General features: G+C 70.8%; 22 protein-coding genes. 8 read left to right on the top strand and 14 right to left on the bottom strand.

Going from position 1 to position 21,497, the window contains the following annotated elements; all coding sequences use genetic code 11:
* Positions 1-78 precede the first annotated feature (78 nt).
* Both SPR02S_RS13955 and SPR02S_RS13950 read left to right on the top strand, forming a co-directional pair.
* Positions 79-540, top strand: a complete 462-nt coding sequence (locus tag SPR02S_RS13955) for a universal stress protein (RefSeq protein ID WP_019057588.1) — start codon at positions 79-81, stop codon at positions 538-540.
* A 93-nt stretch (positions 541-633) separates the two neighbouring features.
* On the top strand, positions 634-1,083 hold the full coding sequence (locus SPR02S_RS13950; protein WP_043258268.1) for a pyridoxamine 5'-phosphate oxidase family protein: 450 nt from the start codon (positions 634-636) through the stop codon (positions 1,081-1,083).
* Here the strand turns inward: SPR02S_RS13950 and SPR02S_RS13945 are convergent.
* Positions 1,058-1,885: an alpha/beta fold hydrolase gene (locus tag SPR02S_RS13945; RefSeq protein WP_019057586.1), complete on the bottom strand. Its 828-nt coding sequence runs from the start codon at positions 1,883-1,885 to the stop codon at positions 1,058-1,060. The two genes, SPR02S_RS13950 and SPR02S_RS13945, sit on opposite strands and share 26 nt — an antisense overlap.
* A 52-nt stretch (positions 1,886-1,937) precedes the next feature.
* On the opposite strand from SPR02S_RS13945, the gene SPR02S_RS13940 reads away from it, so the two are divergent.
* Complete coding sequence (locus tag SPR02S_RS13940; RefSeq protein ID WP_019057585.1) at positions 1,938-2,438, top strand: MarR family winged helix-turn-helix transcriptional regulator; 501 nt, start codon at positions 1,938-1,940, stop codon at positions 2,436-2,438.
* Between the two features lie 17 nt (positions 2,439-2,455).
* Here SPR02S_RS13940 and SPR02S_RS13935 read toward each other — a convergent pair whose 3' ends face one another.
* Complete coding sequence (locus SPR02S_RS13935) at positions 2,456-3,595, bottom strand: CapA family protein (protein ID WP_026150517.1); 1,140 nt, start codon at positions 3,593-3,595, stop codon at positions 2,456-2,458.
* 223 nt (positions 3,596-3,818) lie between these two features.
* On the opposite strand from SPR02S_RS13935, the gene SPR02S_RS13930 reads away from it, so the two are divergent.
* From SPR02S_RS13930 to SPR02S_RS13920, 3 genes are all read left to right on the top strand, one after another.
* On the top strand, positions 3,819-4,364 hold the full coding sequence (locus tag SPR02S_RS13930) for a sigma-70 family RNA polymerase sigma factor (RefSeq protein WP_019057583.1): 546 nt from the start codon (positions 3,819-3,821) through the stop codon (positions 4,362-4,364).
* 155 nt (positions 4,365-4,519) lie between these two features.
* On the top strand, positions 4,520-5,041 hold the full coding sequence (locus tag SPR02S_RS13925) for a hypothetical protein (RefSeq protein ID WP_019057582.1): 522 nt from the start codon (positions 4,520-4,522) through the stop codon (positions 5,039-5,041).
* A 140-nt stretch (positions 5,042-5,181) separates the two neighbouring features.
* A complete protein-coding gene (locus tag SPR02S_RS13920; RefSeq protein WP_019057581.1) occupies positions 5,182-5,832 on the top strand; it encodes a zf-HC2 domain-containing protein in 651 nt (216 codons plus the stop codon).
* A 2-nt stretch (positions 5,833-5,834) separates the two neighbouring features.
* On the opposite strand, the gene SPR02S_RS13915 is transcribed toward SPR02S_RS13920, so the two are convergent.
* Positions 5,835-6,659, bottom strand: a complete 825-nt coding sequence (locus SPR02S_RS13915; protein WP_019057580.1) for a helix-turn-helix transcriptional regulator — start codon at positions 6,657-6,659, stop codon at positions 5,835-5,837.
* A gap of 72 nt (positions 6,660-6,731) precedes the next feature.
* Between SPR02S_RS13915 and SPR02S_RS13910 the strand changes: the two genes are divergently transcribed.
* A complete protein-coding gene (locus SPR02S_RS13910) occupies positions 6,732-7,448 on the top strand; it encodes an SDR family oxidoreductase (RefSeq protein WP_019057579.1) in 717 nt (238 codons plus the stop codon).
* Between the two features lie 31 nt (positions 7,449-7,479).
* Here the strand turns inward: SPR02S_RS13910 and SPR02S_RS13905 are convergent, their stop codons facing one another.
* The 3 genes from SPR02S_RS13905 to SPR02S_RS13895 all read right to left on the bottom strand — a co-directional run bounded on the left by SPR02S_RS13905 (position 7,480) and on the right by SPR02S_RS13895 (position 11,952).
* Complete coding sequence (locus SPR02S_RS13905; protein WP_019057578.1) at positions 7,480-8,343, bottom strand: Fpg/Nei family DNA glycosylase; 864 nt, start codon at positions 8,341-8,343, stop codon at positions 7,480-7,482.
* Positions 8,344-8,379: 36 nt separating this feature from the next.
* Complete coding sequence (locus tag SPR02S_RS13900; RefSeq protein WP_019057577.1) at positions 8,380-10,455, bottom strand: SpoIIE family protein phosphatase; 2,076 nt, start codon at positions 10,453-10,455, stop codon at positions 8,380-8,382.
* Between the two features lie 156 nt (positions 10,456-10,611).
* The gene (locus SPR02S_RS13895) at positions 10,612-11,952 is read right to left on the bottom strand and encodes a DUF6777 domain-containing protein (RefSeq protein WP_019057576.1); all 1,341 of its coding nucleotides are present in this window, start codon (positions 11,950-11,952) and stop codon (positions 10,612-10,614) included.
* A 163-nt stretch (positions 11,953-12,115) separates the two neighbouring features.
* On the opposite strand from SPR02S_RS13895, the gene SPR02S_RS13890 reads away from it, so the two are divergent.
* The gene (locus SPR02S_RS13890; RefSeq protein ID WP_026150516.1) at positions 12,116-13,537 is read left to right on the top strand and encodes a lipase maturation factor family protein; all 1,422 of its coding nucleotides are present in this window, start codon (positions 12,116-12,118) and stop codon (positions 13,535-13,537) included.
* A gap of 20 nt (positions 13,538-13,557) precedes the next feature.
* On the opposite strand, the gene SPR02S_RS13885 is transcribed toward SPR02S_RS13890, so the two are convergent.
* From SPR02S_RS13885 to SPR02S_RS13850, 8 genes are read right to left on the bottom strand one after another with little or no spacing between them, the layout of a single operon-like run.
* Positions 13,558-14,397, bottom strand: coding sequence for an amidohydrolase family protein (locus SPR02S_RS13885; protein ID WP_019057574.1), 840 nt, complete (start codon positions 14,395-14,397; stop codon positions 13,558-13,560).
* Entirely contained in the window at positions 14,394-14,708 is a 315-nt protein-coding gene (locus SPR02S_RS13880) for an L-rhamnose mutarotase (protein ID WP_019057573.1), read from the bottom strand. The genes SPR02S_RS13885 and SPR02S_RS13880 overlap by 4 nt, the downstream gene beginning before the upstream one ends.
* 8 nt (positions 14,709-14,716) lie before the next feature.
* On the bottom strand, positions 14,717-15,694 hold the full coding sequence (locus SPR02S_RS13875) for an aldo/keto reductase (protein WP_019057572.1): 978 nt from the start codon (positions 15,692-15,694) through the stop codon (positions 14,717-14,719).
* Complete coding sequence (locus SPR02S_RS13870) at positions 15,691-16,446, bottom strand: SDR family NAD(P)-dependent oxidoreductase (protein ID WP_019057571.1); 756 nt, start codon at positions 16,444-16,446, stop codon at positions 15,691-15,693. The genes SPR02S_RS13875 and SPR02S_RS13870 overlap by 4 nt, the downstream gene beginning before the upstream one ends.
* Positions 16,443-17,792 carry an L-fuconate dehydratase gene (locus SPR02S_RS13865; protein ID WP_019057570.1) on the bottom strand — a complete coding sequence of 450 codons (1,350 nt, stop codon included), beginning with the start codon at positions 17,790-17,792 and terminating at the stop codon, positions 16,443-16,445. Before SPR02S_RS13865 ends, SPR02S_RS13870 begins: the two co-directional genes overlap by 4 nt.
* Positions 17,793-17,852: 60 nt before the next feature.
* The gene (locus SPR02S_RS13860) at positions 17,853-18,881 is read right to left on the bottom strand and encodes an ABC transporter permease (protein WP_019057569.1); all 1,029 of its coding nucleotides are present in this window, start codon (positions 18,879-18,881) and stop codon (positions 17,853-17,855) included.
* The gene (locus SPR02S_RS13855) at positions 18,874-20,379 is read right to left on the bottom strand and encodes a sugar ABC transporter ATP-binding protein (protein WP_043258267.1); all 1,506 of its coding nucleotides are present in this window, start codon (positions 20,377-20,379) and stop codon (positions 18,874-18,876) included. The genes SPR02S_RS13860 and SPR02S_RS13855 overlap by 8 nt, the downstream gene beginning before the upstream one ends.
* Positions 20,376-21,464, bottom strand: coding sequence for a sugar ABC transporter substrate-binding protein (locus SPR02S_RS13850; RefSeq protein ID WP_019057567.1), 1,089 nt, complete (start codon positions 21,462-21,464; stop codon positions 20,376-20,378). Before SPR02S_RS13850 ends, SPR02S_RS13855 begins: the two co-directional genes overlap by 4 nt.
* Between the last annotated feature and the right edge of the window lie 33 nt (positions 21,465-21,497).

Genomic DNA, 21,497 nt, shown 5'->3' with positions numbered 1-21,497 from the left:
GGAACAGGGCGGGCGGCGCGCCCGTCGAGCGCTACCGGGCGGGGTCCGGGACCTGCTGGTTCCGATAGCCTCACGGCCGTGACGGAACAGCACTCAACTCAGTTCGAGCGGGGCACGGACGGGCCCAAGGTGATCGTGGCCGGAATGGACGGCTCCGACTCCTCGCTCCGGGCCGCGTCCTATGCCGCGGGCCTGGCCAGGCGCCAGGGCGCGCTGCTCGCCCTCGTGTACGTGCAGCCGGTGCTGGCGGCGGGCGCGGCCATGGGGGCACCGGTCGCCGACACGACCGACGAGATCGCCGAGAACCTCGTCGCCCAGATCCGCCACGAGACGGAGCGCGTGAAGGGCATATTCGACATCCGCTGGGAATTCCACACTTTCCGCGGCGACCCCTACGGCGGCCTGGTCAAGGCGGCCGACGAACTAAAGGCCGACGCGGTCATCGTGGGCGCGTCGGAGCAGGCGGGGCACCGGATCATCGGGTCGGTGGCGGTGCGGTTGGTGAAGGCGGGGCGGTGGCCGGTGACGGTGGTGCCGTAGTCCCGTAGTCCCGTAGTGCTGTAATCCCGTAGTGCTGTAGACCTACGTCTCCGGACGGTGTTCAGGTGGCTTCTGGCGTCCGACGATGTTCGGGTGACAGCTCCCCCTTTCGATGTGGACGCTTTCCTCCGCCGCCCGCTCACGGCCCGCCTCGCGACGAACGGCCCGACCGTGCGCCCCGTCTGGTTCCTTTGGGAGGACGGGGCGTTCTGGGTTCTGACGGGGCCGTGGGCCCGGCTGGTCGACCATGTCCGGGCCGATCCGGCGATCGCCCTGGTCGTGGACGAGTGCGACCTGGCGACGGGGCTGGTCCGGCAGGTGATCGCGCGAGGGCGGGCCGAGATCCTGCCCTTCGATGTCGAGCGCGGCCGGCGGAAACTCGTGCGCTATCTGGGCACGGACGAAGCGCTGTGGGACGAGCGGTTCGTGCGCTACCTGTACGCCGACCCGGCGACGCACGGCACCGTGTGGTTGCGGTTGGAGCCGGTCTCGTTGAAGGCCGCGGACCTGAGTTTCGTCACAGGGAGCGGAGAAAGTCCGTGAGGATCTCGTTGAAGCGGTCGGGCTTCTCCATGTTCGGGTAGTGGCCGACGCCTTCGATGGTCGTGGAGCGGCCGTTCGGGACCGTGTCGGCGAAGCGCTGCGCCATGGCGATGCTGTCCGGCCAGTCGACGGCGCCATGGATGGCCAGGACCGGGATGTCCAGCTTCGGGACGCCGGACCACGGGTCGGGCAGCGGGACGTACCAGTCCTTCTCGCCCGGGGTGTGCTTGGAGATCGTGTGGGCGGTCAGCTCGCGCAGGCGGCTGATGACCGACGGGGCGACCTGGTCCGGCGTGCGGTGCGGGCCTGCCACGCCCCGCGTGAACTGGTCGAGCCAGCCCGCGATGTCGCCGGCGGCGAGCAACTGCCCGGCGCGGGCCGTGTGTTCCAGCAGCTCGGGGTCCTTGTACGCGAACACGCTGGTCCCGCCGCCGCTGACGACGATCGCGCGGACCAGTTCGGGGTGCTCCAGCGCGGTGTCGGTCGCGACGGCGGCGCCCATCGACAGGCCGACCAGGACCGCGGGGCCGAGGTCGAGGTGACGCAGGAGACCCGCGAGGTCGTCGGCCCAGCGGAACGGTTTGCTCGCGTTGGCCGAGAAGCCGTGGCCGCGGATGTCGGGGGCGATGACGCGGAAGTCGGCGGCCAGGGAGGGCAGTTGGGCGTCGAAGACGCGGTGGTCGGCGAAGCCGGAGTGGAGGAGGACCACGGGGTCGCCGGTGCCCATGTCGCGGTAGGCCAGGTCCCCGTCGGCAGATGCGAAGAAGCTCAGTTCCGAAGCAAGTTCCGAGGCAGCTGTCATGACAACCAAGGTGTCATCTTGGGACTGGGTTTGGCAACCCAGGTGTCATGATGTGTTCGTGAACGACTCCCCTCCCGCGACTCCCCCGACTCCCGCGCCCCTCCCCCCCGACGAACTCGGCCACCGCCTCACCGAGGTGTTCGACCTCGTCGGCCCGCTCTACCGGCGCGCGGCGCGCAAGGTGGAGCAGGCCGAACCGGTCGAGGGCGTGTCCGCGGGCGTGCGCGCCGTGCTGAACCTGCTGCGCCTGCACGGGCCCATGACGGTTCCTCAGATGGGCCGCGACCAGGCACTGAGCCGACAGTTCGTGCAGCGCATGGTCAACGACGCGGCGGCGCACGGCTGGGTCGAGAGCGTGCCGAACCCGGCGCATCAGCGGTCCTCGCTGATCCGGCTGACCGAGACGGGCCGGTCGACCATCGCCGACGTGTTGGGCCGCGAGCACTATCTGATGCGCCAGGTCGGCGGCGAGCTGACGGAGGCCGACGTACGCGCGTGCGCACGGGTGCTGACCCGGATGCTGGAGACCTTCGCGCACGTCGACGTCGACTGACCCCGCCCTCTCGCCACCTACTTCCCCATCACCAGCCCGTCCTTCGCCGCACCCCGGCTCAGCACCGCCTCACGGATACGGTCGCGGTCGCCGGTCAGGTCGGCGCCCTGGCCGATCGCCTGGCCGACGTCCACGACCCGACCCGCGTCGATGTCGAACAGGTGCGGGATGAACTCCGCCTTGGCCACCTCCCAGCGCCCGCCGGGCCGGGCGGGCGGTACGAAGGTGAAGCGGCCGACGGTGCTCAGGTTGCCGCCGGGGTCCTGGGTGCCCGCGTTGTCGTACATCGCGCCGGTGATCTGGTCACCGAGCCCGTAGACCACCCAGGTGCCGTTGACCTTCTCGTACGGCTGCGGGGTGTGGGCGTCGGTGCCGAGGATCAGGTCGATGTCCGGGCGGCCGTCGGTGCGGGCGGCGGTGAGTTCACCGGCCAGCGCCACCTGTTGCGGGTCGGGCGCGGCCTGGCCCGTCGTGCCCCAGCGCAGGGAGACGACGACCACGTCGGCGCCCGCGCGCCGGGCGGCCCGGGCGTCGGCGAGGACGCGGGCGGGGTCGAGGGGGTTGACGGCCCAGGGCTCGGCCGGCGGGAGCGGGACGCCGTTCGTGTCGGCGGTGTAGTCGAGGTGGGCGACCTTCGCGGGCCCGGCGCGCAGCAGGGCGACCGTGCGCGCCTCGGCGTCGGTGCGCGCCGTTCCCGTGTGCCGTACGCCGGCGCGGTCGAGGGCGTCGAGGGTGCGCTGGATGCCGACGGTGCCCTCGTCGAGGCTGTGGCCGGACGCCGTGGAGCAGCTGTCGTAGCCGGTCGCGGCGAGGCCCTGGGCCTCCTCGGGCGGGGCGGCGAGGGGGACGGCGCCGGTGGAGTCGCCGTAGACGGTCTCGATGTGACACAGCGCCAGATCGGCGTGCGAGACGAGGGGTCGGACGGCGGCGAGCATCGGGCGGAAGTCGTAGCCGGTGCCGCCGGCGTCGAAGCGGGCGCGGTCGAGGACGGAGCTGTGCGGGAGGATGCCACCGGCGGCGACGAGGGTGAAGCCGTGGGCGGCGGGGGGCGCCGGGCGGCCGGATGCCTTCGAGGTGTGGTGCTGGGCCTGGCAGGCGGCGGCCGCGGTGAGAAGGCCGGCCACGGCGACGGCCACCTGTTGTCTGCGTGCGATCATCAATTCACCCCACTGTGGTCATATTTACCCACCAATAGGTATGAACTTCACCGCCCCCGCAAACGACTTCCGGCCTCTGATGACCCGTCCGGTGTGCGCGTGCGGCGGATCGCCAGGCGGCGTGAACCGTTCGTCGCACCGTTCGTCGACGCGATCGACCGTCCGCCGCAAGCCCCTCGTGCGCCCCCTGTCCCCGGGCGGCCCCCTGCGATGCCATACGGCCATGACGGCCGGACCCACGCTCAGAGACGGAACGACCGCCGAGCACGAGCTAGCCGCACTGCAGCGCGAGCACGGCAGGCCGCTCTTCGCGCTGCTGCTCCGGCTCTGCGACGGCGACCGCCAGCGCGCCGAGGATCTCGTCCAGGAGACCCTCGTACGGGCCTGGCAGCACCCCGAGGCGCTGCGCGCCGACGCCTTCGAGTCCGTACGGCCCTGGCTGCTGACGGTGGGCCGGCGGCTCGCCATCGACGCGCGCCGGGCCCGGCAGGCGCGACCGCCCGAGGTCGGGGACGCGGTGCTGGAGAACGCACGCGTATGCGCCGATCACGCGGAACGGTCGGCGGCGACGCTCGATGTGCGGGAGGCTGTGAAGACACTCACTCCGGAGCACCGTGAAGTCCTGGTGCTCGTGTACTTCCAAGGGGCGAGTGTGGCGGAAGCCGCGGCGACCCTCGGAATTCCGCCCGGTACGGTGAAGTCCCGCGCGTACTACGCGCTGCGCGCCCTGCGCCGGGTGCTTCCGGGTTATGCGGCCGACCTGCGATGAAACCAATCCATTGGTCAAACCTCCGTAAAGCGCCTTGCTCAGAAGCCGGTTGAGTAATCGGCTGTCCTCATCCGTGTTCCGGACTGGGGGGCTCGGGGTTCCTGACGGAACCCCGGGTCGGGCGACGCGCACGCACCGGAGGAAGGCAGGAAGGGATGCTGCACAGAGGTCAAGAGAGCACGGACGGCACCGGTGGCGGTGAGCTCACCGTCCCCATGGCGTGGCTGTACGCCGAGTACATCGCCGACGAGTTGCTGCGGACCGGCGACCTGATGCCGCCGACGTCCTTCGAGTTCCGTGCGGGACGGGACGCGCTGGCACTGACCATCTTTCTCTCCGACACGGACGGTGAATTGTCCGGTATCCGAGTGGTGACCCAGTTGGAGACCTGGCTTTCGCTCACGGCGTACGACCAGCCGTGGCAGGACTGGGTCGGGGAACGTATGTCCAAGTTGACGGCCGAGGCCGCCGAATCCGGCGCCGACGCCCCGGACCTGGCGCTCGCGGAGGCCGCCTGGCGCTGGCTGGAGGAGACCGAGCTGCTCGCACCGGACCTGGACGCGGTACCGGGTCCGGGAGGCGGTTCGGTGACCGGTGAGGACGACGGACCCAAGGTCTGGACGCCCGCCTGGCAGCTGGGACTGCCGCTCGGCCATCTCGCCATCCATCTTTTTTGAAACGGGACCAATCCATGCGCCCACCCGCTCCGAACTGTTGGTTGCGATTCTGTGTGTGCCTTGAGTGATTCGGCTTGCTGGTGCGTACCGATGGGAGCAACGAGTAACCCCACCCGCACCTAACGGCACGAGGATTCGGCATGAGGTCCCTGGAAAGGCATCGCGACGTCGGCGCGTACGCGCTCGGCGTGCTGGACGAGGCGGACGCCTTCCGCTTCGAGGATCACCTCATGGAGTGCACCAGTTGCGCGGCTCATGTGACCGAATTCGGTCCCGCCTCACGGCAGATGATGCTGTACCGGCGTGCGACGCCGCGCTCTGTGCACCCCATGGCACAACCCGGTCCGCGGATGCTGGACCGGTTGCTCGGCGAGGTGGCCTCGCGGCACCGGGCCGGACGGCGGCGGTTTCTGTACGCGGTGGCGGCCTCGGTGGTGTTCGCCGTGGGCGGGCCCGCGGTGGCGACGCTCGCCGCGCACGGCGACAGTGCCGTACAACTCACCGCGACCGACGCCAAGTCGGGCGTGTGGGCGCAGGTCACGGCCGCGAACGAGAACTACGGCAGTGATGTGTCCCTGAAGATCAAGGACGGTGCGGGCCCCCGGTCCTGTCGTCTGGTGGTCGTCGGCCGCGACGGTTCCGAGCAGACCGTGACCAGTTGGATGGTGCCCGAGCACGACGCGACGATGATCACGATGGAGGGTGGCGCGGCGATGCACCCCACCGAGATCGACCACTACGACGTGCGGACGGCCGACGGACAGCAGTTGGTACGGCTCACCTCGCACTGAGGTCACCTCGCACTGAAGTCCCGGCCCGCGAGGGCCAGTTGCCGCATGGCCCGTGCGGAGGGGGTCCCCGGGTCCGCGGTGACGAAGACGACCTGCTGGTCGTCGTGCGGGACGGTGAGCACGTCGCAGTTCACCCGCAGCCGGCCCGCCTCCGGGTGGGTGAGGGTCTTGGTGCGATGCCCGGGGGCGTGCACCGGGTCCGTCTCCCAGATCTGCCCGAACTCCTCGCTGCCGGCGCGCAGTTCGGCCAGCAGGCGGGTGAGTCCCGGGTCGTGCGGGTAGCGGTCGGCGGCGCGGCGCAGCCGGGCGACGAGGACGTACCCGAACTCCTCGGCGCTCGAACTCTCCATCGGGCGCCCGAGGAAGCGGCGACGGGCAAGGTTCGGCCGCGCGCCGAAATCGCCGCCGCCGAACAAGGCACCCGCCAGCGGGTTCCAGGCGATGACGTCGTAGGTGGCGTCGGTGACGACGGCCGCCGTGTCGGGGATGCGCTCCAGCAGGGCCGCCACATGCGGGCGGACGGTCCGCACCGGCGCGGCGAGAGGCGTCACCTGCGTCCCCGCCAGCCGGAACAGATGGGTCCGCTCGGCCGGGGTCAGCCGGAACACTCCGGTGAGGGCGTCCAGGATGCGGGGCGACGGACGCGGACCGCGGGCCTGTTCCAGCCGGGCGTAGTAGTCGACGGACATGTGGGCCAGCTCGGCGACCTCCTCCCGGCGCAGCCCGCGCGTCCGCCGGGACGGTTCATCGGGCAGCCCCACATCGGCGGGCACCAGCAACTCCCGCCGCCCGCGCAGAAATCGGGCCAGTTCGTGCCTGTCGGTCACGGTGCCTCCCTCCGGCTGCCAGGGATCGGTTGTCCCTGGTTCGGCGGCGGCGACTGCGGAATCGTCGTCCCCATGAACGATTCCACAGCACTGGTCACCGGCGCGAACAAGGGCATCGGCAAGGAGATCGCCCGCCTGCTCGTCGCCGAGGGATTCACGGTCTACGTCGGCTCACGCGACGCGGGCCGGGGAGAGCGGGCCGTCGCGGAACTGGGCGGCGGCGCAAGGCTGTTGGTCCTCGACGTCACCGACTCCGACAGCATCGCGGCGGCGGCACAACAGGTGGACGCCCTGGACGTCCTGGTCAACAACGCCGGAGTCATGGTCGGCGGGGAGTCTCCGCCGAAGGCGGACCTCGACGACTTCCGCCGCACCTACGAGACGAACGTCTTCGGAGTCCTGGCGGTCACCAACGCGTTCCTCCCGGCCCTGCGCCGCTCCCCGCGTCCCCGCATCGTGAACATCTCCAGCGGCACCGGCTCCCTGACCTGGAGCGCCGACCCGGACCGGGAGTTCGCCGCCCACGCCGGGGCGGGCGCCGCGTACCGCTCGTCGAAGTCGGCGCTCAACGCCCTGACCCTCTTCTACGCCCAGTCCCTCGCGGCCGAGGGCTTCAAGGTGAACGCCCTCGCTCCCGGCCTACGGGCGACGGACCTCAACGAACGGGCCGCGGCGAGCGACGGGGATCCGGCGGAGGCGGCACGGGGTGCGGTGGATCTGGCGTTGCTGCCGGACGACGGGCCCACGGGGCGGTTCGTGTCGTGGGACGGGACGCGGGTGCCCTGGTAGTTGGCGGGACGCAACGGGCGCGCCCTGGTGGCTACTTGAGGAGCCGCGACAGTCTGCGGTCCGCCAGTGGTTTGCCGCCCGTCTGGCAGGTCGGGCAGTACTGGAGGGAGGAGTCGCTGAAGGAGACCTCGCGGATGGTGTCGCCGCAGACCGGGCAGGGCCGGCCGGTGCGGCCGTGGACGCGTAGGCCGCTCTTCTTCTCCGCCTTCAGGCGGCCTGCGGCCACGCCCCGGGAGCGCTCGATGGCGTCCATGAGCGTGGTGCGCAGGGCCGTGTAGAGCGTGTGGGTCTCGGTGGGAGTCAGGGACGACGCGAGCTTGAACGGGGACATCTTCGCCGCGTGCAGGATCTCGTCGCTGTACGCGTTGCCCACCCCGGCGATCAGGGTCTGGTCGCGCAGGGCGCCCTTGAGTTGGCGGCGTTCGTCCTTCAGGAGGGCGGTGAAGGCCGGCTCGTCGAAGTCGTCGGCGAGCGGGTCGGGGCCGAGGCGGGCGACGCCCGGGACTTCCTGCGGGTCGGCCACGACGTACACCGCCAGGCGTTTCTGCGTGCCCGCCTCCGTGAGGTCGAAGCCCTCGCCCGTCTCCAGGGCCACGCGAAGCGCGAGGGGGCCCTTGCCGGGGCGGGGCGGGCCGTCCGGGAGGCGGTCCTTCCAGTGCAGCCAGCCCGCACGGGCGAGGTGGGTCACGAAGTGCGGGCCGCCGTCCGTCTCGACGTCCAGGAACTTGCCGTGGCGGTGCACGGCCACCACCTCGTGTCCCTCCAGCGCGGTGAGCGGAGGGTCGTACGTCTTCAGGACGCTGATGGCGACGGGCAGTACCCGTACGATCTCGTGGCCGACGAGGTGTTCGGTCAGGAAGTCCTTCAGCGCTTCGACCTCGGGAAGTTCCGGCATACGTCCAGGGTGCCATCAGAGGTCCGTGAGGTCAGCTCAGGTGCGGTCCGGGACCAGGAACTCGCACCACACGCACTTGCCGCTGCCGCGCGCCTCCACGCCCCACACGTCCGTGAGCAGGTCGACGAGGAGCAGGCCGCGCCCCGAGACACCGTCCTCACCCGCCTCACGGCGGCGCGGCAGGGCACTGGAGGAGTCCTCGACCTCCACGCGCAGGCGACGGTCCGGGCCGTTGAGGACCCTGAGGGTGACGATCGCGGAGCCCTCGGTGTGCATCAACGCGTTGGTGATCAGCTCGTCGGCGACCAGTTCGACCTCGTCGGAGCGTTCACCGGCGCCCCACGCGCGGACCGCGGCCCGGATCATGTGCCGCGCCTCGGTGAGAGCCTCGGAGTCGCCGGGGGCCACGTGCTGCTGGAGCCGCCCGCCGGACTGTGGGGCGTCGAGGCCGCGCCGGCGCAGCAGGAGCAGCGCCACGTCGTCCTCGCCGCCGCGTTCCTCGGCCACGTCGATCAGCAGGTCGGCGAGGTCGCGTACGTCGTCGGGGCCGGAGGCGATGAGCGCGGCGAGGGTCTGCATGCCTTCGTCGAGGTCGGCCCCGGGCTGTTCGACGAGGCCGTCGGTGCACAGCAACAGGGTCTGGCCGGGGTCGAGTTCGACGGTGGAGACGGGGTATTCGAGCCGCCCGAACTCCGCGGAGAGACCCAGCGGCAGCCCGCCCGCGACGGTCATCCGGCGGCAGGTCCCGTCCAACTGCCGCACCAGCGGGTCGATATGACCGGCCCGGACCACCTGGACCACTCCGGTCGACAGGTCGGCCTCGGCGTAGAGGCAGGTGGCGAAGCGGTCGGTGTCGAGTTCGTGGAGGAAGACGGAGGCGCGGGCCATCACCGTGGCCGGGGTGTGTCCCTCGGCGGCGTACGCCTTGAGGACGATGCGCAGTTGACCCATGACGGCGGCGGCGTGCGTGTCGTGGCCCTGGACGTCGCCGATGACCGCGCCGACCCGCCCGCCCGGCAGCGGGATCAGGTCGTACCAGTCGCCGCCGATGTCCCGCCCGAGCTTCGCGGACCGGTAGCGGACGGCGACGTCGGCGCCCGGGACGCTGGGGATCGCCCGCGGCAGCATCGCCTGCTGAAGGCCCTGCGCGAGGTCCTTCTCCTGCTCGTAGAACATCGCGCGCTGCAGGCTCTGCGCGATGCTGCTGCCCAGCGCGACGAGCACGTTGCGCTCGTCCGCCGTGAAACCGCTCCGGTCGTTGTAGAGCAGCCCCATCGCGCCGATCGGCCGTGCCTGGGCGATCAGCGGGAGATAGGCGGCCGCGGTGATGTTCAGCTCTGTGATGTGCGGCCACAGGAGCGGGTACCGCTCGGCGAACTCCTCGGGGGACTCGATGAACGCCGGGGCGAGGGTCCGTACGACCTCCCCCATCGGGTACTGCTCGTCGATCCGGGTGACCTCCGTGCCGGGCACGAAGCTGCCCTCCGGCCCTTCCGCGACCAGGCGGATACGGCCGGCCTCGACCAGGCCCATGACCAGGCTGGTCGCGCCGAGGTGGACGAGACCGTGGGTGTCCTTGAGGACGTCGATGACGTCCTGGACGGTACGGGCGTGCGCGAGGGCAGCGGTGGTGAGCTGCACGATGTTGGTCTGCCGGCGCAGCGCCGCGTCCTGGGCGGCCTGTTCACGGCGGGCCGCGCTCTCGGCGAGCTCCTGGGTGGCGTCCCGGACGATGCCGATGATCCGGCGCGGGCGGCCGGTGTCGTCGCGCCGGATGTAGCCCTGGGTGTGGGTCCAGCGCAGGGTGCCGTCACGCAGCCGCATCCGGAAGTAGGCGCCGTAGTTCTCGCTGCCGTCCTTCATGGCCTGGGAGACGATGCCGTCGAGCCGGTAGCCCTCCGGCGGCGGTACCCGGACCGCGAGGCTCTCGGGGTGTCCGTCGTATTCGTCGGGGCGCAGGTCGAAGACCTCGTGGGCCTGGGCGTCCATGTGGAACAGGCCGTTGTCCAGGTCCCAGTCGAAGCTGCCCATGCGGTTGAGCGCCAGGATCGGGTCCGGGTTGGCGGGCCAGTCGTCCGGGACTGACAGGGCGCTCGCTCCCCGATCAACCATGCGGCCCACCTTGCCAGGATTTGCCCGATTATTCGACTTCTCCGAGCGCTACGACGGCTCCGGATGCGGCCGGCTGTCACTGCGGGTAGGGCTGGCTGTCGCTGCGGGTACGGCTGGCTGCCAATGCGGGTACGCCGGCTGTCGCCGCGTGCGCGATCAGCTGTCGAACACGCTCGTGGGGCTGTCGAAAATGCTGCCGGTGGTGGTGTCGTCGGGGATCAGCCCGCCGCCGTCGGGCAGGTCAGGGGTCTCGGGGACGGTCGGCGGACCGATCTCGTCCGGGGAGCCCTGGTCCTGGTCCTGGGACGGATCCGGTACGAGCGACTCGGCGCTCGGGGTGGTGCCGCGCGGCGACGGTGTGAGCGTGGTGCCGGGTGGGCTGGTCGTCGGGGTGGCCGTGACGGTGGCGGCGGGGCAGTCCGTGGCACCCGGGGACGGGACCTGCGCCGCCGGGTCGCCGGTCGCGCCGGGGGTCACGGTGACGGTCGGGGTGACGCAGTCGGTGGCCGACTTCTCCGGGGCGACGCTCTGACCGTCGCTCGGGGAAGCGCTCGGCGTGGGGCTTGTACCGCTGCCGGTCGAGGGGCTCGTGTCGCCGGGTGAGGCGCTGGACCCGCTGTCGTGCGGTCGCGGCGACGGACCCGTACGGGACGGTGTCAGGGTCGGGGTCGGCGTTGGCGTCATGTGCGGCGGCCGGGGTACGACGTGGTCGTGGTGGGGCCCGCGATGGCCGAGGGGCCGTTCGATCCACGCGTTGTCGACGATGTTGATGATCGTGATGTTGGTGATCACCTGGGGCGCCGGCGTCACCACGACCACCTCGGCGGGTCGGAACCCGGACCAGGGCCTCCCGCTGTTGCCTGCGGCGCCCCCGCTCGCCGCACCCGCCTTGAGCGGGTTGCCGCAGGCGCAGCGGACCCGGGGCACGCCCCGGTTGTCGACGAGGACGGCGGTACCGGCCTGGAGGACCGACTGGAAGCCGGTCACCCGGGCGTCCCGGAACCCGTGGTTGGTGACCTGGGTGTCGGCGCGCAGCACGACCGAGGTGAGCCCGCGCAGATAGCCGGGGATCCCGCCCGGGGAGATCCCCTCGGCCTGCGCGAAGGCACGGGCCTTGGCCTGGTCGCCGGTGAGATAGGCGACCTGCCGCTCCACGTCGCAACTGCCGCTCCGCGCGGTCCCGCCGTACAGGCCGGGTGTGGCGCCGGAGACGGTGCGCATGCGGCCGGAGGGTGCGGATACGGTCCCCGTGGGCGTCGGCCGCATCGGCGTCGACCCCGGAGGTGTGGACTGCGGCGTTCGGGTGACCCGTGATGGGGTGCTCGGCGCGGTGGCCGTGGAGTCCGTGAACGGGTCGGGGCCCTGCGCCGCGACGGGCTGGAGGAAGACCTCGCCGCTCGACTTCGTGTCCTTGCCGCCGTCGCCGCCGCACCCGGCGACGAGGAGCGTCGCCGAGAGCGCGCAGGCCGTGGCGATGGTTCCGGTGGATATGCGCACCGTGTACTCCCGCCTCAAGCCGGGTGATTCGCCACTATTGTCTGCTTCACCCACTTGGGTTACGCAACCGGAACCACGGAACACGGAGAGCGACGGTTCACCGAGCGCGACGATGGACGGTCCGCTGAGGCACGACGGACGATGGAGGGAGGAGCGCACGGCCGTGGAATGGTTCACCGCACCCGACTACTGGCTGAGCCGACTGGTCTTCCAGCGGGCCCTGGCCGGTGTCTACCTGGTCGCGTTCCTCACGGCAGCCCGGCAGTTCCGCCCGCTGATCGGCGAACACGGCATGCTGCCGATCCCCCGCCTCCTCTCCCTGACGCCCTTCCGCCGGGCCCCGAGCATCTTCCAACTCCACTACACGGACCGCTTCTTCGCGGCCTGCGCATGGACGGGCTGCGCGGTGTCGGCCGCACTGGCCGCCGGACTCGATTCCCACCTGCCGCTCTGGGGCGGGATGTTGCTGTGGCTGGTCCCCTGGGTGCTGTACCTGTCGATCGTCAACGTCGGCCAGACCTGGTACGCGTTCGGCTGGGAGTCACTGCTGCTGGAGGTCGGCTTCCTGGCCGTCTTCCTCGGCAACGACAAGGTGGCCCCGCCGGTGCTGGTGCTGTTCCTGCTCCGTTGGATCCTCTTCCGCGTGGAGTTCGGCGCGGGTCTGATCAAGCTGCGCGGCGACGCGTGCTGGCGGAAACTGACCTGCCTGGACTTCCACCACGAGACACAGCCGATGCCGGGCCCGCTGAGCTGGTTCTTCCACCACCTCCCCCGACCCCTGCACCGGGTGGAGGTGGCGGCCAACCACGTCACCCAACTCGTCGTCCCCGTGCTGCTGTTCACCCCTCAGCCGATCGCGACGGCCGCCGCGTCCCTGATGATCGCCACCCAGCTGTGGCTGGTCCTGTCCGGCAACTTCTCCTGGCTGAACTGGATCACCATCACGCTGGCCCTGTCCGCGATCCGTTTCCCGCACACACCGCCGCCCGCACCCGGCCCGCCCGTCTGGTACGAGGCCGCGGTCCTCACCGTGGCCGCCCTCCTCCTCTGGCTCAGCCACCGCCCGGTCCGCAACATGATCTCCCGCCGCCAGATCATGAACCGCTCCTTCGACCCGCTCCATCTGGTCAATTCCTACGGCGCGTTCGGCACCGTCGGCCGCATCCGCCACGAGGTGGTGATCGAGGGCACGACGGACGCCGTACCCCGCGAGGACTCCGGCTGGCGGGAGTACGAGTTCAGGGGCAAGCCCGGCGATCCACGGCGCTGGCCACGCCAGTTCGCGCCGTACCACCTGCGGCTGGACTGGATGATGTGGTTCGCGGCCCTCTCCCCCGGCTACGCGGAGCCGTGGTTCGGCGCCCTGGTGGAGCGCCTCCTGGAGAACGACCGCGACACGCTAGGACTCCTGCGCAGCTCCCCGTTCCCGCCCGACGCGCCCCCGCGCTACATCCGTGCCCGTCTCTTCCGCTACCGGTACACGAGCTGGCGGGAGTTGCGGGAGACGGGCGCGTGCTGGGAGCGGACGTTCGTGCGGGAGTATCTGCCGCCGACGCGGTTGGCTGCGATGACTCAGAGACCGTAGACACGGGTGGCGACGGAAGATCAGAGGCCGTAGACGCGGGTGGCGGTGCCCTCGAAGACGTCGGCGCGTTCGGCCGCACTGAGATCGTCGGTCAACTCGCCCGCCGAGTCCACGACTTGGCCGTACGTCGCCGCCAGGGTGCACACCGGCCAGTCGGAGCCGAACATCAGGCGGCTCGGGCCGAAGGCGTCGAGTGCGGTGTCCGCGTAGGGGTGCAGGTCCTCCGTGCGCCAGGTCTTCCAGTCGGCCTCGGTGACCAGGCCGGACAGTTTGCAGTACGTGTTGGGGAGCGCGGCGAGGGAACGCAGAGCTGTCTCCCACGGCTCCAGCCGGCCCGACGCTATGGGCGGCTTGCCCAAGTGATCGAGGACGAAGGCGAGTTGGGGCAGGGACGCGGCGACCTGGACGCCGGCCGGGAACTGGTGGGGCAGGACCAGCAGGTCGTAGACGAGTCCCGCGTCGGCGACGGCGGTGAGGCCTCGGCGTACGTCCGGGCGCAGCAGCCAGTTCGGGTCGGGCTCGCCCTGTACCTGGTGGCGGATGCCCTTGAGGTAACGGCCGCCGGGGAGTTCGCGCAGGCGGGCCAGTTCGTCGGCGATGTCGGGGCGGGTGAGGTCGGTCCAGCCGACGACTCCGGCGATCAGGTCGTGTGTGTCGGCGAGGGCCAGGAACTCGGGGGTCTCCTCGGCGACGGTGATCGTCTGGACGAGGACGGTCCGGTCGACGCCGGCCGCGCGGGCCTCGGGCGCGAGGTCGGCGATGCTGAAGTCCCGGCGCAGCGGCTGGAGTTCGGGGCCGGTGATCCAGTCCTGGTCGCGGACGGACAGGTCCCAGACGTGGTGGTGGGCGTCGACCGTCATGGCAGCTCCCATACGACCGGCAGGCTCGCGTCGGCGCCCTGGCCGGAGTAGTCGTGCACCACGCTGAGGTACTGGGCCATGCGCGCCTGCCAGGCGACGTTCACCGGGAGCTGGTCCAACTCGGCGAGCAGACGGGCGTAGTCGTCGCATTCCAGGACGTGGAAGAGGTCGGTGCCGCTGCGCCAGATCGTCCAGGAGGTGGCACCGGCGGCGCGGATCGCGGCGGCGAGTTCCTTGGGGACGTCGTGGTGGGCACTCTCGTACTCGGCGATGCGGTCGGGTCGGACTTTTGTGTGCAGGGCGACTCTCATGACGGCTCCTAGGTAGGGACGGGGGCATCCGTCGACAGGAGACCCGTGTCCCGCAGCTCCTGCCAGAACGCGGCGGGCACGACGGTGGTGAACTGCTCGGCGCAGTCCCGTACTTCGGCCGCCGACCGGGCGCCGACCAGGACGCTCGCCACGGCCGGATGAGCTGCGCAGAAGGCGAGGGCGGCGGCGCGCAGCGTGATGCCGTGGTGCTCGGCGACGGTCTTCATGCGCAGGGCGCGGTCCAGCAACTCCGCCGGCGCCTGGGCGTAGTTGTAGGTCGCGTCCGGCTTCGGGTCCGCCAGCAGACCGGAGTTGAAGGCCCCGCCGATGACCACCGACTTGCCGCGAGCGACGGCGGCCGGGAGCAGTTCGGCGAGGGCGCTCTGGTCGAGCAGGGTGTAGCGGCCCGCGCACAACACCACGTCCACGTCGGTGTCCTGGACGAAGCGGGTGAGCATCTCGGCCTGGTTCATGCCCGCGCCGATCGCGCCGACGACGCCCTCCGCGCGGAGCTTCTCCAGAGTCGGATAGCCCTCGCGGAAGGCCTGTTCGGCGTGGTCGTCGGGGTCGTGGAGGTAGACGACGTCGACGTGGTCGAGGCCGAGCCGTTCCAGGCTGGCGTCCAGGGTGCGGCGGATCCCGTCGGCGCTGAAGTCCCAGACCCGGCGCAGCGTGGCGGGCACGGCGAAGCCGTTGGCGAGGTCGTCGCCGGTCACCGTCTCCACGGGTTCCAGGCGGCGGCCGACCTTGGTGGAGATCGTGTACTCCGCGCGCGGGCGGTCGCGCAGCGCGGCTCCGAGGCGGCGCTCGGAGAGGCCGATGCCGTAGTGGGGCGCGGTGTCGAAGTACCGGATGCCCTGTTGCCAGGCGGTGTCGACGGCCAAGTGCGCCTGCTCGTCGGTGACTTCGGTGAACAGGTTGGCAAGGGGCGCGGTACCGAGGCCGAGCCCACCGACCTCGACGCCGCTGCTGCCGAGGGCGCTCACTGGCCCACCGGCCTCAGCCGCAGCCCCTGCATGCCGCCGTCCACGGCGAGCGAGGTACCGGTGGTCGCGCCGGACAGCGGGCTCGCCAAGTAGGCGATGGCGCCCGCGACTTCGGCCGCCGAGACAAGGCGGCCGGAGGGCTGGCGGGCGGCCAGGGCGGCACGTTCGGCGGCCGGGTCGGAGGCCGAGTCGAGGAGCCGGCCGACCCAAGGGGTGTCCGCCGTACCGGGGTTGACGCAGTTGACGCGGACGCCCTCGCGCAGGTGGTCGGCGGCCATGGCGAGGGTGAGGGAGTACACGGCGCCCTTCGTGGCGCTGTACAGGGCCCGCTGCGGGAGTCCGGCGGTGGCCGCGATGGAGCAGGTGTTGACGATCGCCGCGCGGGACGACTCGCGCAGATGCGGGAGGGCGGCGCGGGCGACGCGGACCATGCCGATGACGTTGACGTTGAGGACGCGGTGCCACTCCTCGTCGTCGTTGTCCTCGACGGTGCCCTGGGCGCCGATGCCCGCGTTGTTGACCACCACGTCGAGTCCGCCGAGGTCGGCGACCGCGGCGGCGACGGCCTGTCGTACGGAGGCGTCGTCGGTGACGTCGGCGCGGTAGCCGAGCAGCGGCTTCTCGACACTGCTGGGGTCGAGGTCGAGGACGGCGACCGACGCGCCGCGTTCGGCGAGGAGTTCGGCGGTGGCCCGGCCGATGCCGGAGGCGCCGCCGGTGACCAGGGCCTTGAGGCCCTCGAAGTCGGTCATGCCGCGTGTCCCTTCTGGCGGTCGAGGTCGGCGGCCCAGAAGGTGCCGCCGGGGAAGGTGTAGCGCGCGATGGACTCGGGCCGCATTGTGGCCGAGAACCCGGGTGTGGTGGGTGCCATGTAGTGACCTTCGCGGATCATCACCGGATCGAGGAAGTGGTCGTGCAGATGATCGACGTACTCGATCACGCGGTCGTCGGTGGTGCCGGAGACGGCGAGGTAGTCGAACATCGAGAGATGCTGCACGAGTTCGCACAGGCCGACCCCGCCCGCGTGCGGGCAGACGGGGACGCCGAACTTCGCGGCGAGCAGCAGGATCGCGAGGTTCTCGTTGACTCCGCCCACGCGTGCCGCGTCTATCTGGAGGACGTCGAGGGCGCCGGCCTGGAGCAACTGCTTGAAGACGATGCGGTTCTGGACGTGTTCACCGGTGGCGACCTTCACCGGGGCGACGGCGGCGCGGATAGTGGCATGGCCCAACACGTCGTCGGGGCTGGTGGGTTCCTCGATCCAGTACGGGTCGAACTCGGCAAGGGCCTTGGTCCAGCGGATCGCCTCGGCCACGTCCCAGCGCTGGTTGGCGTCGATCGCCATGCGGATATCGGGTCCGACCACCGAACGGGCCACCCGGCAACGGCGGATGTCGTCGTCGAGGTCCGCGCCGACCTTCAGCTTGATCTGCCGGAAGCCGTCGGCGACGGCCTGCGCCGCGAGCCGCGTGAGCTTCTCGTCGTCGTAGCCGAGCCACCCGGCGGAGGTGGTGTACGCGGGGAAGCCGCGCTCCGACAGGACGTTCCTACGGCCCTCCGCGCCCGCCCTGCCGCGGCGCAGGATGTCCAGAGCCTCGTCCGGAGTCAGCGCATCACTGATGTACCTGAAGTCGATCTGGCTGACGAGCCATTCGGGGTCGGCGTCGGCGAGGAGCTGCCACAACGGTTTGCCGGCGCGCTTGGCGGTGAGGTCCCAGGCCGCGTTGATCACGGCCCCGATCGCCATGTGCATCACGCCCTTCTCGGGCCCCAGCCAGCGGAGTTGGCTGTCGCCGATCAGCTCGCGGTTCAACGACCCGGGATCCGCGCAGAGTTCGTCGACGGACCGGCCGACCACATGGTCCCGCAGCGCGTCGATCGCGGCGACCTGGACCTCGTTGCCCCGCCCGATGGTGAAGGAGAACCCGTGTCCCTCGTGCCCGTCGGCCGCGTCGGTGCGCAGCACGACGTACGCGGCCGAGTAGTCGGGGTCCGGGTTCATCGCGTCGGAGCCGTCGAGCTCGCGCGAGGTGGGGAAACGGATGTCGTAGGTTTCGACCGCGGTGACGCGGACGAGGGGGCCGGGGATCGGGGACACGGAGGGCCTTTCGGTCGGGTACAGGGATCCGGTGCCGTGCGGGTGCCGGAGGCCGGTGGGTCAGTCCTGGGCGCGGCCGGTCGTCACGCGGGCGATCATGAGGGCGACCAGGATGATCCCGCCGTAGATGGCCTGGATCCAGAAGGACGGGACCTGGGCGAGGGTGAGGAGGTTCTGGACAACTCCCAGGAGGAGTACGCCCGTCAGGGCGCCGAACATGGTGCCCTTGCCGCCGTCGAGGCTGATGCCGCCGATGACCGCGGCCGCCATCACGGTGAAGATCATGTTGTTGCCCTGGTTGGCGCTGATCGCGCCGACGTAGCCGGTCTGCATGATGCCGCCCACCGAGGCGAGGACACCGGCGACGACGGAGACCCCGAGGAGCATCCGGTCGACGCGGATACCGGCCGCGCGGGCCGCTTCCTGGTTGCCGCCGATCGCGTAGAGGGCGCGGCCGACGCGGTGGTACTTGAGCACGAACCCGGCGATCGCGAAGCAGACCGCGGCCAGCCACACCGACATCGGGACGTTCAGGAAGGTGCTGGTGGCCAAGATGAAGAAGGAGTCGGGCATGCCGAACAGCGTCTTGCCCTTGGTGGCGCCGACCAGCAGTCCGCGCAGCACGATCAGCATGGCGAGGGTGACGATGAAGGCGTTGAGCTTGAACTTCACCACGAGGATGCCGTTGAAGGCGCCGATGATCCCGCCGACCACGAGGATCGCGACGAGGGCGAGCGGGGCCGACCATTCCGTGCCCCAGCCGGACTCGGCGGCCGGCAGGACCAGCAGGGCGCCGATGGCGGGCGCGATGCCGACCACCGACTCCAGCGACAGGTCGATCTTGCCGGTGATGAGGATCAGCGACTCGGCGAGGACCACCATCGCGAGAGCGGCGGAGGCGCCCAGGATGGAGATCAGGTTGCGTTCGGTGAGGAACGAGTCGTTGACGATCGCGCCGAGCACCAGAAGCACCAACAGGGCCGGTACGAGGGCGAGTTCGCGGGCCCGGCGGAGCAGGACCGTGCGGGCCGAGCCCGCCCCGGTGGCGCGTGGGGCGGCGAGCGGCGGGGCCGCCTTGGTGTCAGCCATGGTCCACTCCTTCGATGGAGGCGATCAGCTCGTGGTCGCGCCAGCCCGCCGGGTGCTCGGCGACGACACGGCCGTGGAAGAGGACGAGGACGCGGTCGCAGCGCCGCAGGTCGTCGAGTTCGTCGGAGACGACGAGCACGGCGGTGCCGTCGTCGCGGGCGCTGTCCATGCGGGCGAGCAGTGATTCCTTGGACTTCACGTCGACGCCCGCGGTGGGGTTGATGAGGACCAGCAGCCTGGGGTCGGAGGCCAGCGCGCGGGCCATGACGACCTTCTGCGCGTTGCCGCCGGACAGGTCGGAGACGGGCTGTTCGGGGCCCTCGGTGTGGATGTCGAGCCGGTCGATCAGCTCGGTGGCGAACGCGCGCTTGCGCTCGGTGCCGACGAACCCGAAGCGGCCGAGCCGGTCCAGGACCGTCATCGTGGCGTTGTCCCCGATGGACATGCCGAAGACGAGCCCCTGCCCGTGTCGGTCGCGCGGCACGCAGCCGACGCCGGCCTTCAGGGCGGCCTGCACATCCCCGAACGGCAGCTTCTCGCCGTCGAGTTGAGCGGTGCCGCCGGTCGGCGTGTACAACCCGGTGAAGGACTCGGCCAGTTCGACCTTGCCGCTGCCACTGGACCCGGCGAGTCCGACGACCTCGCCCCGGCGGACGGTGAGATCGACGTTCTCGTACGACTCGGAGGTGAGCCCGCGTGCGTCGAGGAGGACGGGCGCCTTGGTGTCCAACTCCCTGAGCTGGACCTCCAGTTCGGCGATCGACTCCCCCGCCATCGCCTCCACCAGGGCCCGGCGCGGGAGGTCGGCGACCGGTGCGGTCGTGATCCAGCGGGCGTCGCGCAGCACGGTGACGGTCTGGCACACCTCGTACACCTCCTGGAGGTGGTGCGAGATGAACAGGAAGGTGACGCCCGACTCCTGGAGGGCCCGCATCCGTGTGAAGAGCCGCTCGATCTCCCGGTTGTCGAGCTGGGCGGTCGGTTCGTCGAGGACGATGAACCGGGCGCCGAAGCTCAACGCCCGCGCGATCTCCACCATTTGGCGGTCCTCGACCTTGAGGTCCGCGGTACGGGCCTCGGGGTCGACGTGCACGTCCCAGGTGTCGAGGAGCTCGGCCGCCTCGGTGCGGAGCCGGCGCCAGCTGATGATTCCGCCCCGGGACTGCGGCTGACGGTTGATGAAGAGGTTCTCGGCGACCGTCAACTCGGGGACGACCGTGGGTTTTTGGTAGACGCAGGCGACCTTGCCGCGCCAGGCGTCGCGGTCGGTGAGCGGGGGCGCGGGCTCGCCGTCGAAGCGGACCGTGCCCTCGTCGGGGGCCTGGAGTCCGGTGAGGACGGTGACGAGGGTGGACTTGCCGGCGCCGTTGCGGCCGACGAGGGCGTGGGACTCGCCGGGCAGCACGGTCAGTTGACCGTCGGCGAGGGCGACGGTGGGGCCGTAGCGCTTGACGATTCCCGTCGCCTCCACCAGCGGAGTGGTCACTGGAGTGCTCATTTGACCGTGTTGCCCCAGAGCTTGGGGTCGTCGACGTTGCCCTTGGTGACCAGGGGCGCGGGCAGCTGGTCCTCGAGGATGCCGCTGGGCAGCTTGACGATCGTGGAGTCGTGGTCGGTGGGGCCGGGCTTGAAGGTCTTCCCCGCCATCGCGGCCTTGATGTAGTACATGCCGTACTTGGCGTAGGCGTCGGCCGGTTGGGACACGGTGGCGTCGATCTCGCCCTTGCGGATCGCGTCGAACTCCTGCGGGATGCCGTCGTTCGAGACGATCGTGATGTGCCCGGCCTTGCCCGCTGTCTTCAACAGGCCCTTGGACTTGAGGGTTTGGAGGGTGGGCGCGAGATAGACGCCGCCCGCCTGCATGTAGATGCCCTTGATGTCGGGGTTGGCGTTGAGGAGCGTGTCGAGCTTCGAGGCGGCCGTGTCGGACTCCCACTTGGCGGGGATCTCCAGGACCTTGAGCTTCGGGTACTTCTTCTTCACGCAGGCCCTGAACGCCTCTGACCTGTCACGGCCGTTGACGGACGCCAGGTCGCCCATGATCTGCACGACCTTGCCGCTGGTGATGTGCGCCCCGAGGTACTCGCAGGCCTTCTCGCCGTAGGCGACGTTGTCGGCGCGTACGACCATCGCGACCTTGCCCTTGTCGGGCGCCACGTCGACGGCGACGACCGGCACGCCCTTGCGCTCGGCCTGGTCGAGGCCGGCTTCGATGGCGGCGCTGTCCAGCGGGGCGACGACCAGGCCCTTGACGCCCTGGTTCAGCTCGTTGTTGATGTCGGTGATCTGCTGCGAGGGGTCGCTGTTGGAGTTGACCGTCTTCAGTGCCTGGACACCTTCGGACTTCGCCATCTTCGGCACGTAGTCGTTGTACGACTGCCAGAACGGCGAGGTCAGCAGCGGCAGGATCACCCCCACCTTGCCGGTACCACCGCTGCCGCCGGCGCTGCTCGCCCCGGTGTCCTTGGTGCTGCCGCACGCCGTGAGCGCGAGGGTGCCGCACGCGGCCGCCGCCGTCGCACGCACCGCCCACGCGGTCAGTCGTCTGCCTTGCCGTCCGTTCCGCACTGTGCTGCCGGCCATCTGTCGGGCTCCTCATCGAGCGGTTTCGAGCAG

It is taken from the genome of Streptomyces prunicolor NBRC 13075 (assembly GCF_000367365.1).
Taxonomy (GTDB): Bacteria; Actinomycetota; Actinomycetes; order Streptomycetales; family Streptomycetaceae; genus Streptomyces; species Streptomyces prunicolor.
The sequence above is the reverse complement of the archived record's forward strand: the minus strand, read 5'-3'. Positions and strand labels throughout refer to the sequence as shown.

What these genes read in the sequence shown, in the direction of transcription:
- SPR02S_RS13945 (WP_019057586.1), bottom strand. Translation starts at nt 1,885, where the DNA reads ATGACAGCTGCCTCGGAACTTGCTTCGGAACTGAGCTTCTTCGCATCT.
- SPR02S_RS13935 (WP_026150517.1), bottom strand. Translation starts at nt 3,595, where the DNA reads ATGATCGCACGCAGACAACAGGTGGCCGTCGCCGTGGCCGGCCTTCTC.
- SPR02S_RS13930 (WP_019057583.1), top strand. Translation starts at nt 3,819, where the DNA reads ATGACGGCCGGACCCACGCTCAGAGACGGAACGACCGCCGAGCACGAG.
- SPR02S_RS13925 (WP_019057582.1), top strand. Translation starts at nt 4,520, where the DNA reads ATGCTGCACAGAGGTCAAGAGAGCACGGACGGCACCGGTGGCGGTGAG.
- SPR02S_RS13920 (WP_019057581.1), top strand. Translation starts at nt 5,182, where the DNA reads ATGAGGTCCCTGGAAAGGCATCGCGACGTCGGCGCGTACGCGCTCGGC.
- SPR02S_RS13910 (WP_019057579.1), top strand. Translation starts at nt 6,732, where the DNA reads ATGAACGATTCCACAGCACTGGTCACCGGCGCGAACAAGGGCATCGGC.
- SPR02S_RS13905 (WP_019057578.1), bottom strand. Translation starts at nt 8,343, where the DNA reads ATGCCGGAACTTCCCGAGGTCGAAGCGCTGAAGGACTTCCTGACCGAA.
- SPR02S_RS13900 (WP_019057577.1), bottom strand. Translation starts at nt 10,455, where the DNA reads ATGGTTGATCGGGGAGCGAGCGCCCTGTCAGTCCCGGACGACTGGCCC.
- SPR02S_RS13885 (WP_019057574.1), bottom strand. Translation starts at nt 14,397, where the DNA reads ATGACGGTCGACGCCCACCACCACGTCTGGGACCTGTCCGTCCGCGAC.
- SPR02S_RS13880 (WP_019057573.1), bottom strand. Translation starts at nt 14,708, where the DNA reads ATGAGAGTCGCCCTGCACACAAAAGTCCGACCCGACCGCATCGCCGAG.
- SPR02S_RS13870 (WP_019057571.1), bottom strand. Translation starts at nt 16,446, where the DNA reads ATGACCGACTTCGAGGGCCTCAAGGCCCTGGTCACCGGCGGCGCCTCC.
- SPR02S_RS13860 (WP_019057569.1), bottom strand. Translation starts at nt 18,881, where the DNA reads ATGGCTGACACCAAGGCGGCCCCGCCGCTCGCCGCCCCACGCGCCACC.
- SPR02S_RS13855 (WP_043258267.1), bottom strand. Translation starts at nt 20,379, where the DNA reads ATGAGCACTCCAGTGACCACTCCGCTGGTGGAGGCGACGGGAATCGTC.
- SPR02S_RS13850 (WP_019057567.1), bottom strand. Translation starts at nt 21,464, where the DNA reads ATGGCCGGCAGCACAGTGCGGAACGGACGGCAAGGCAGACGACTGACC.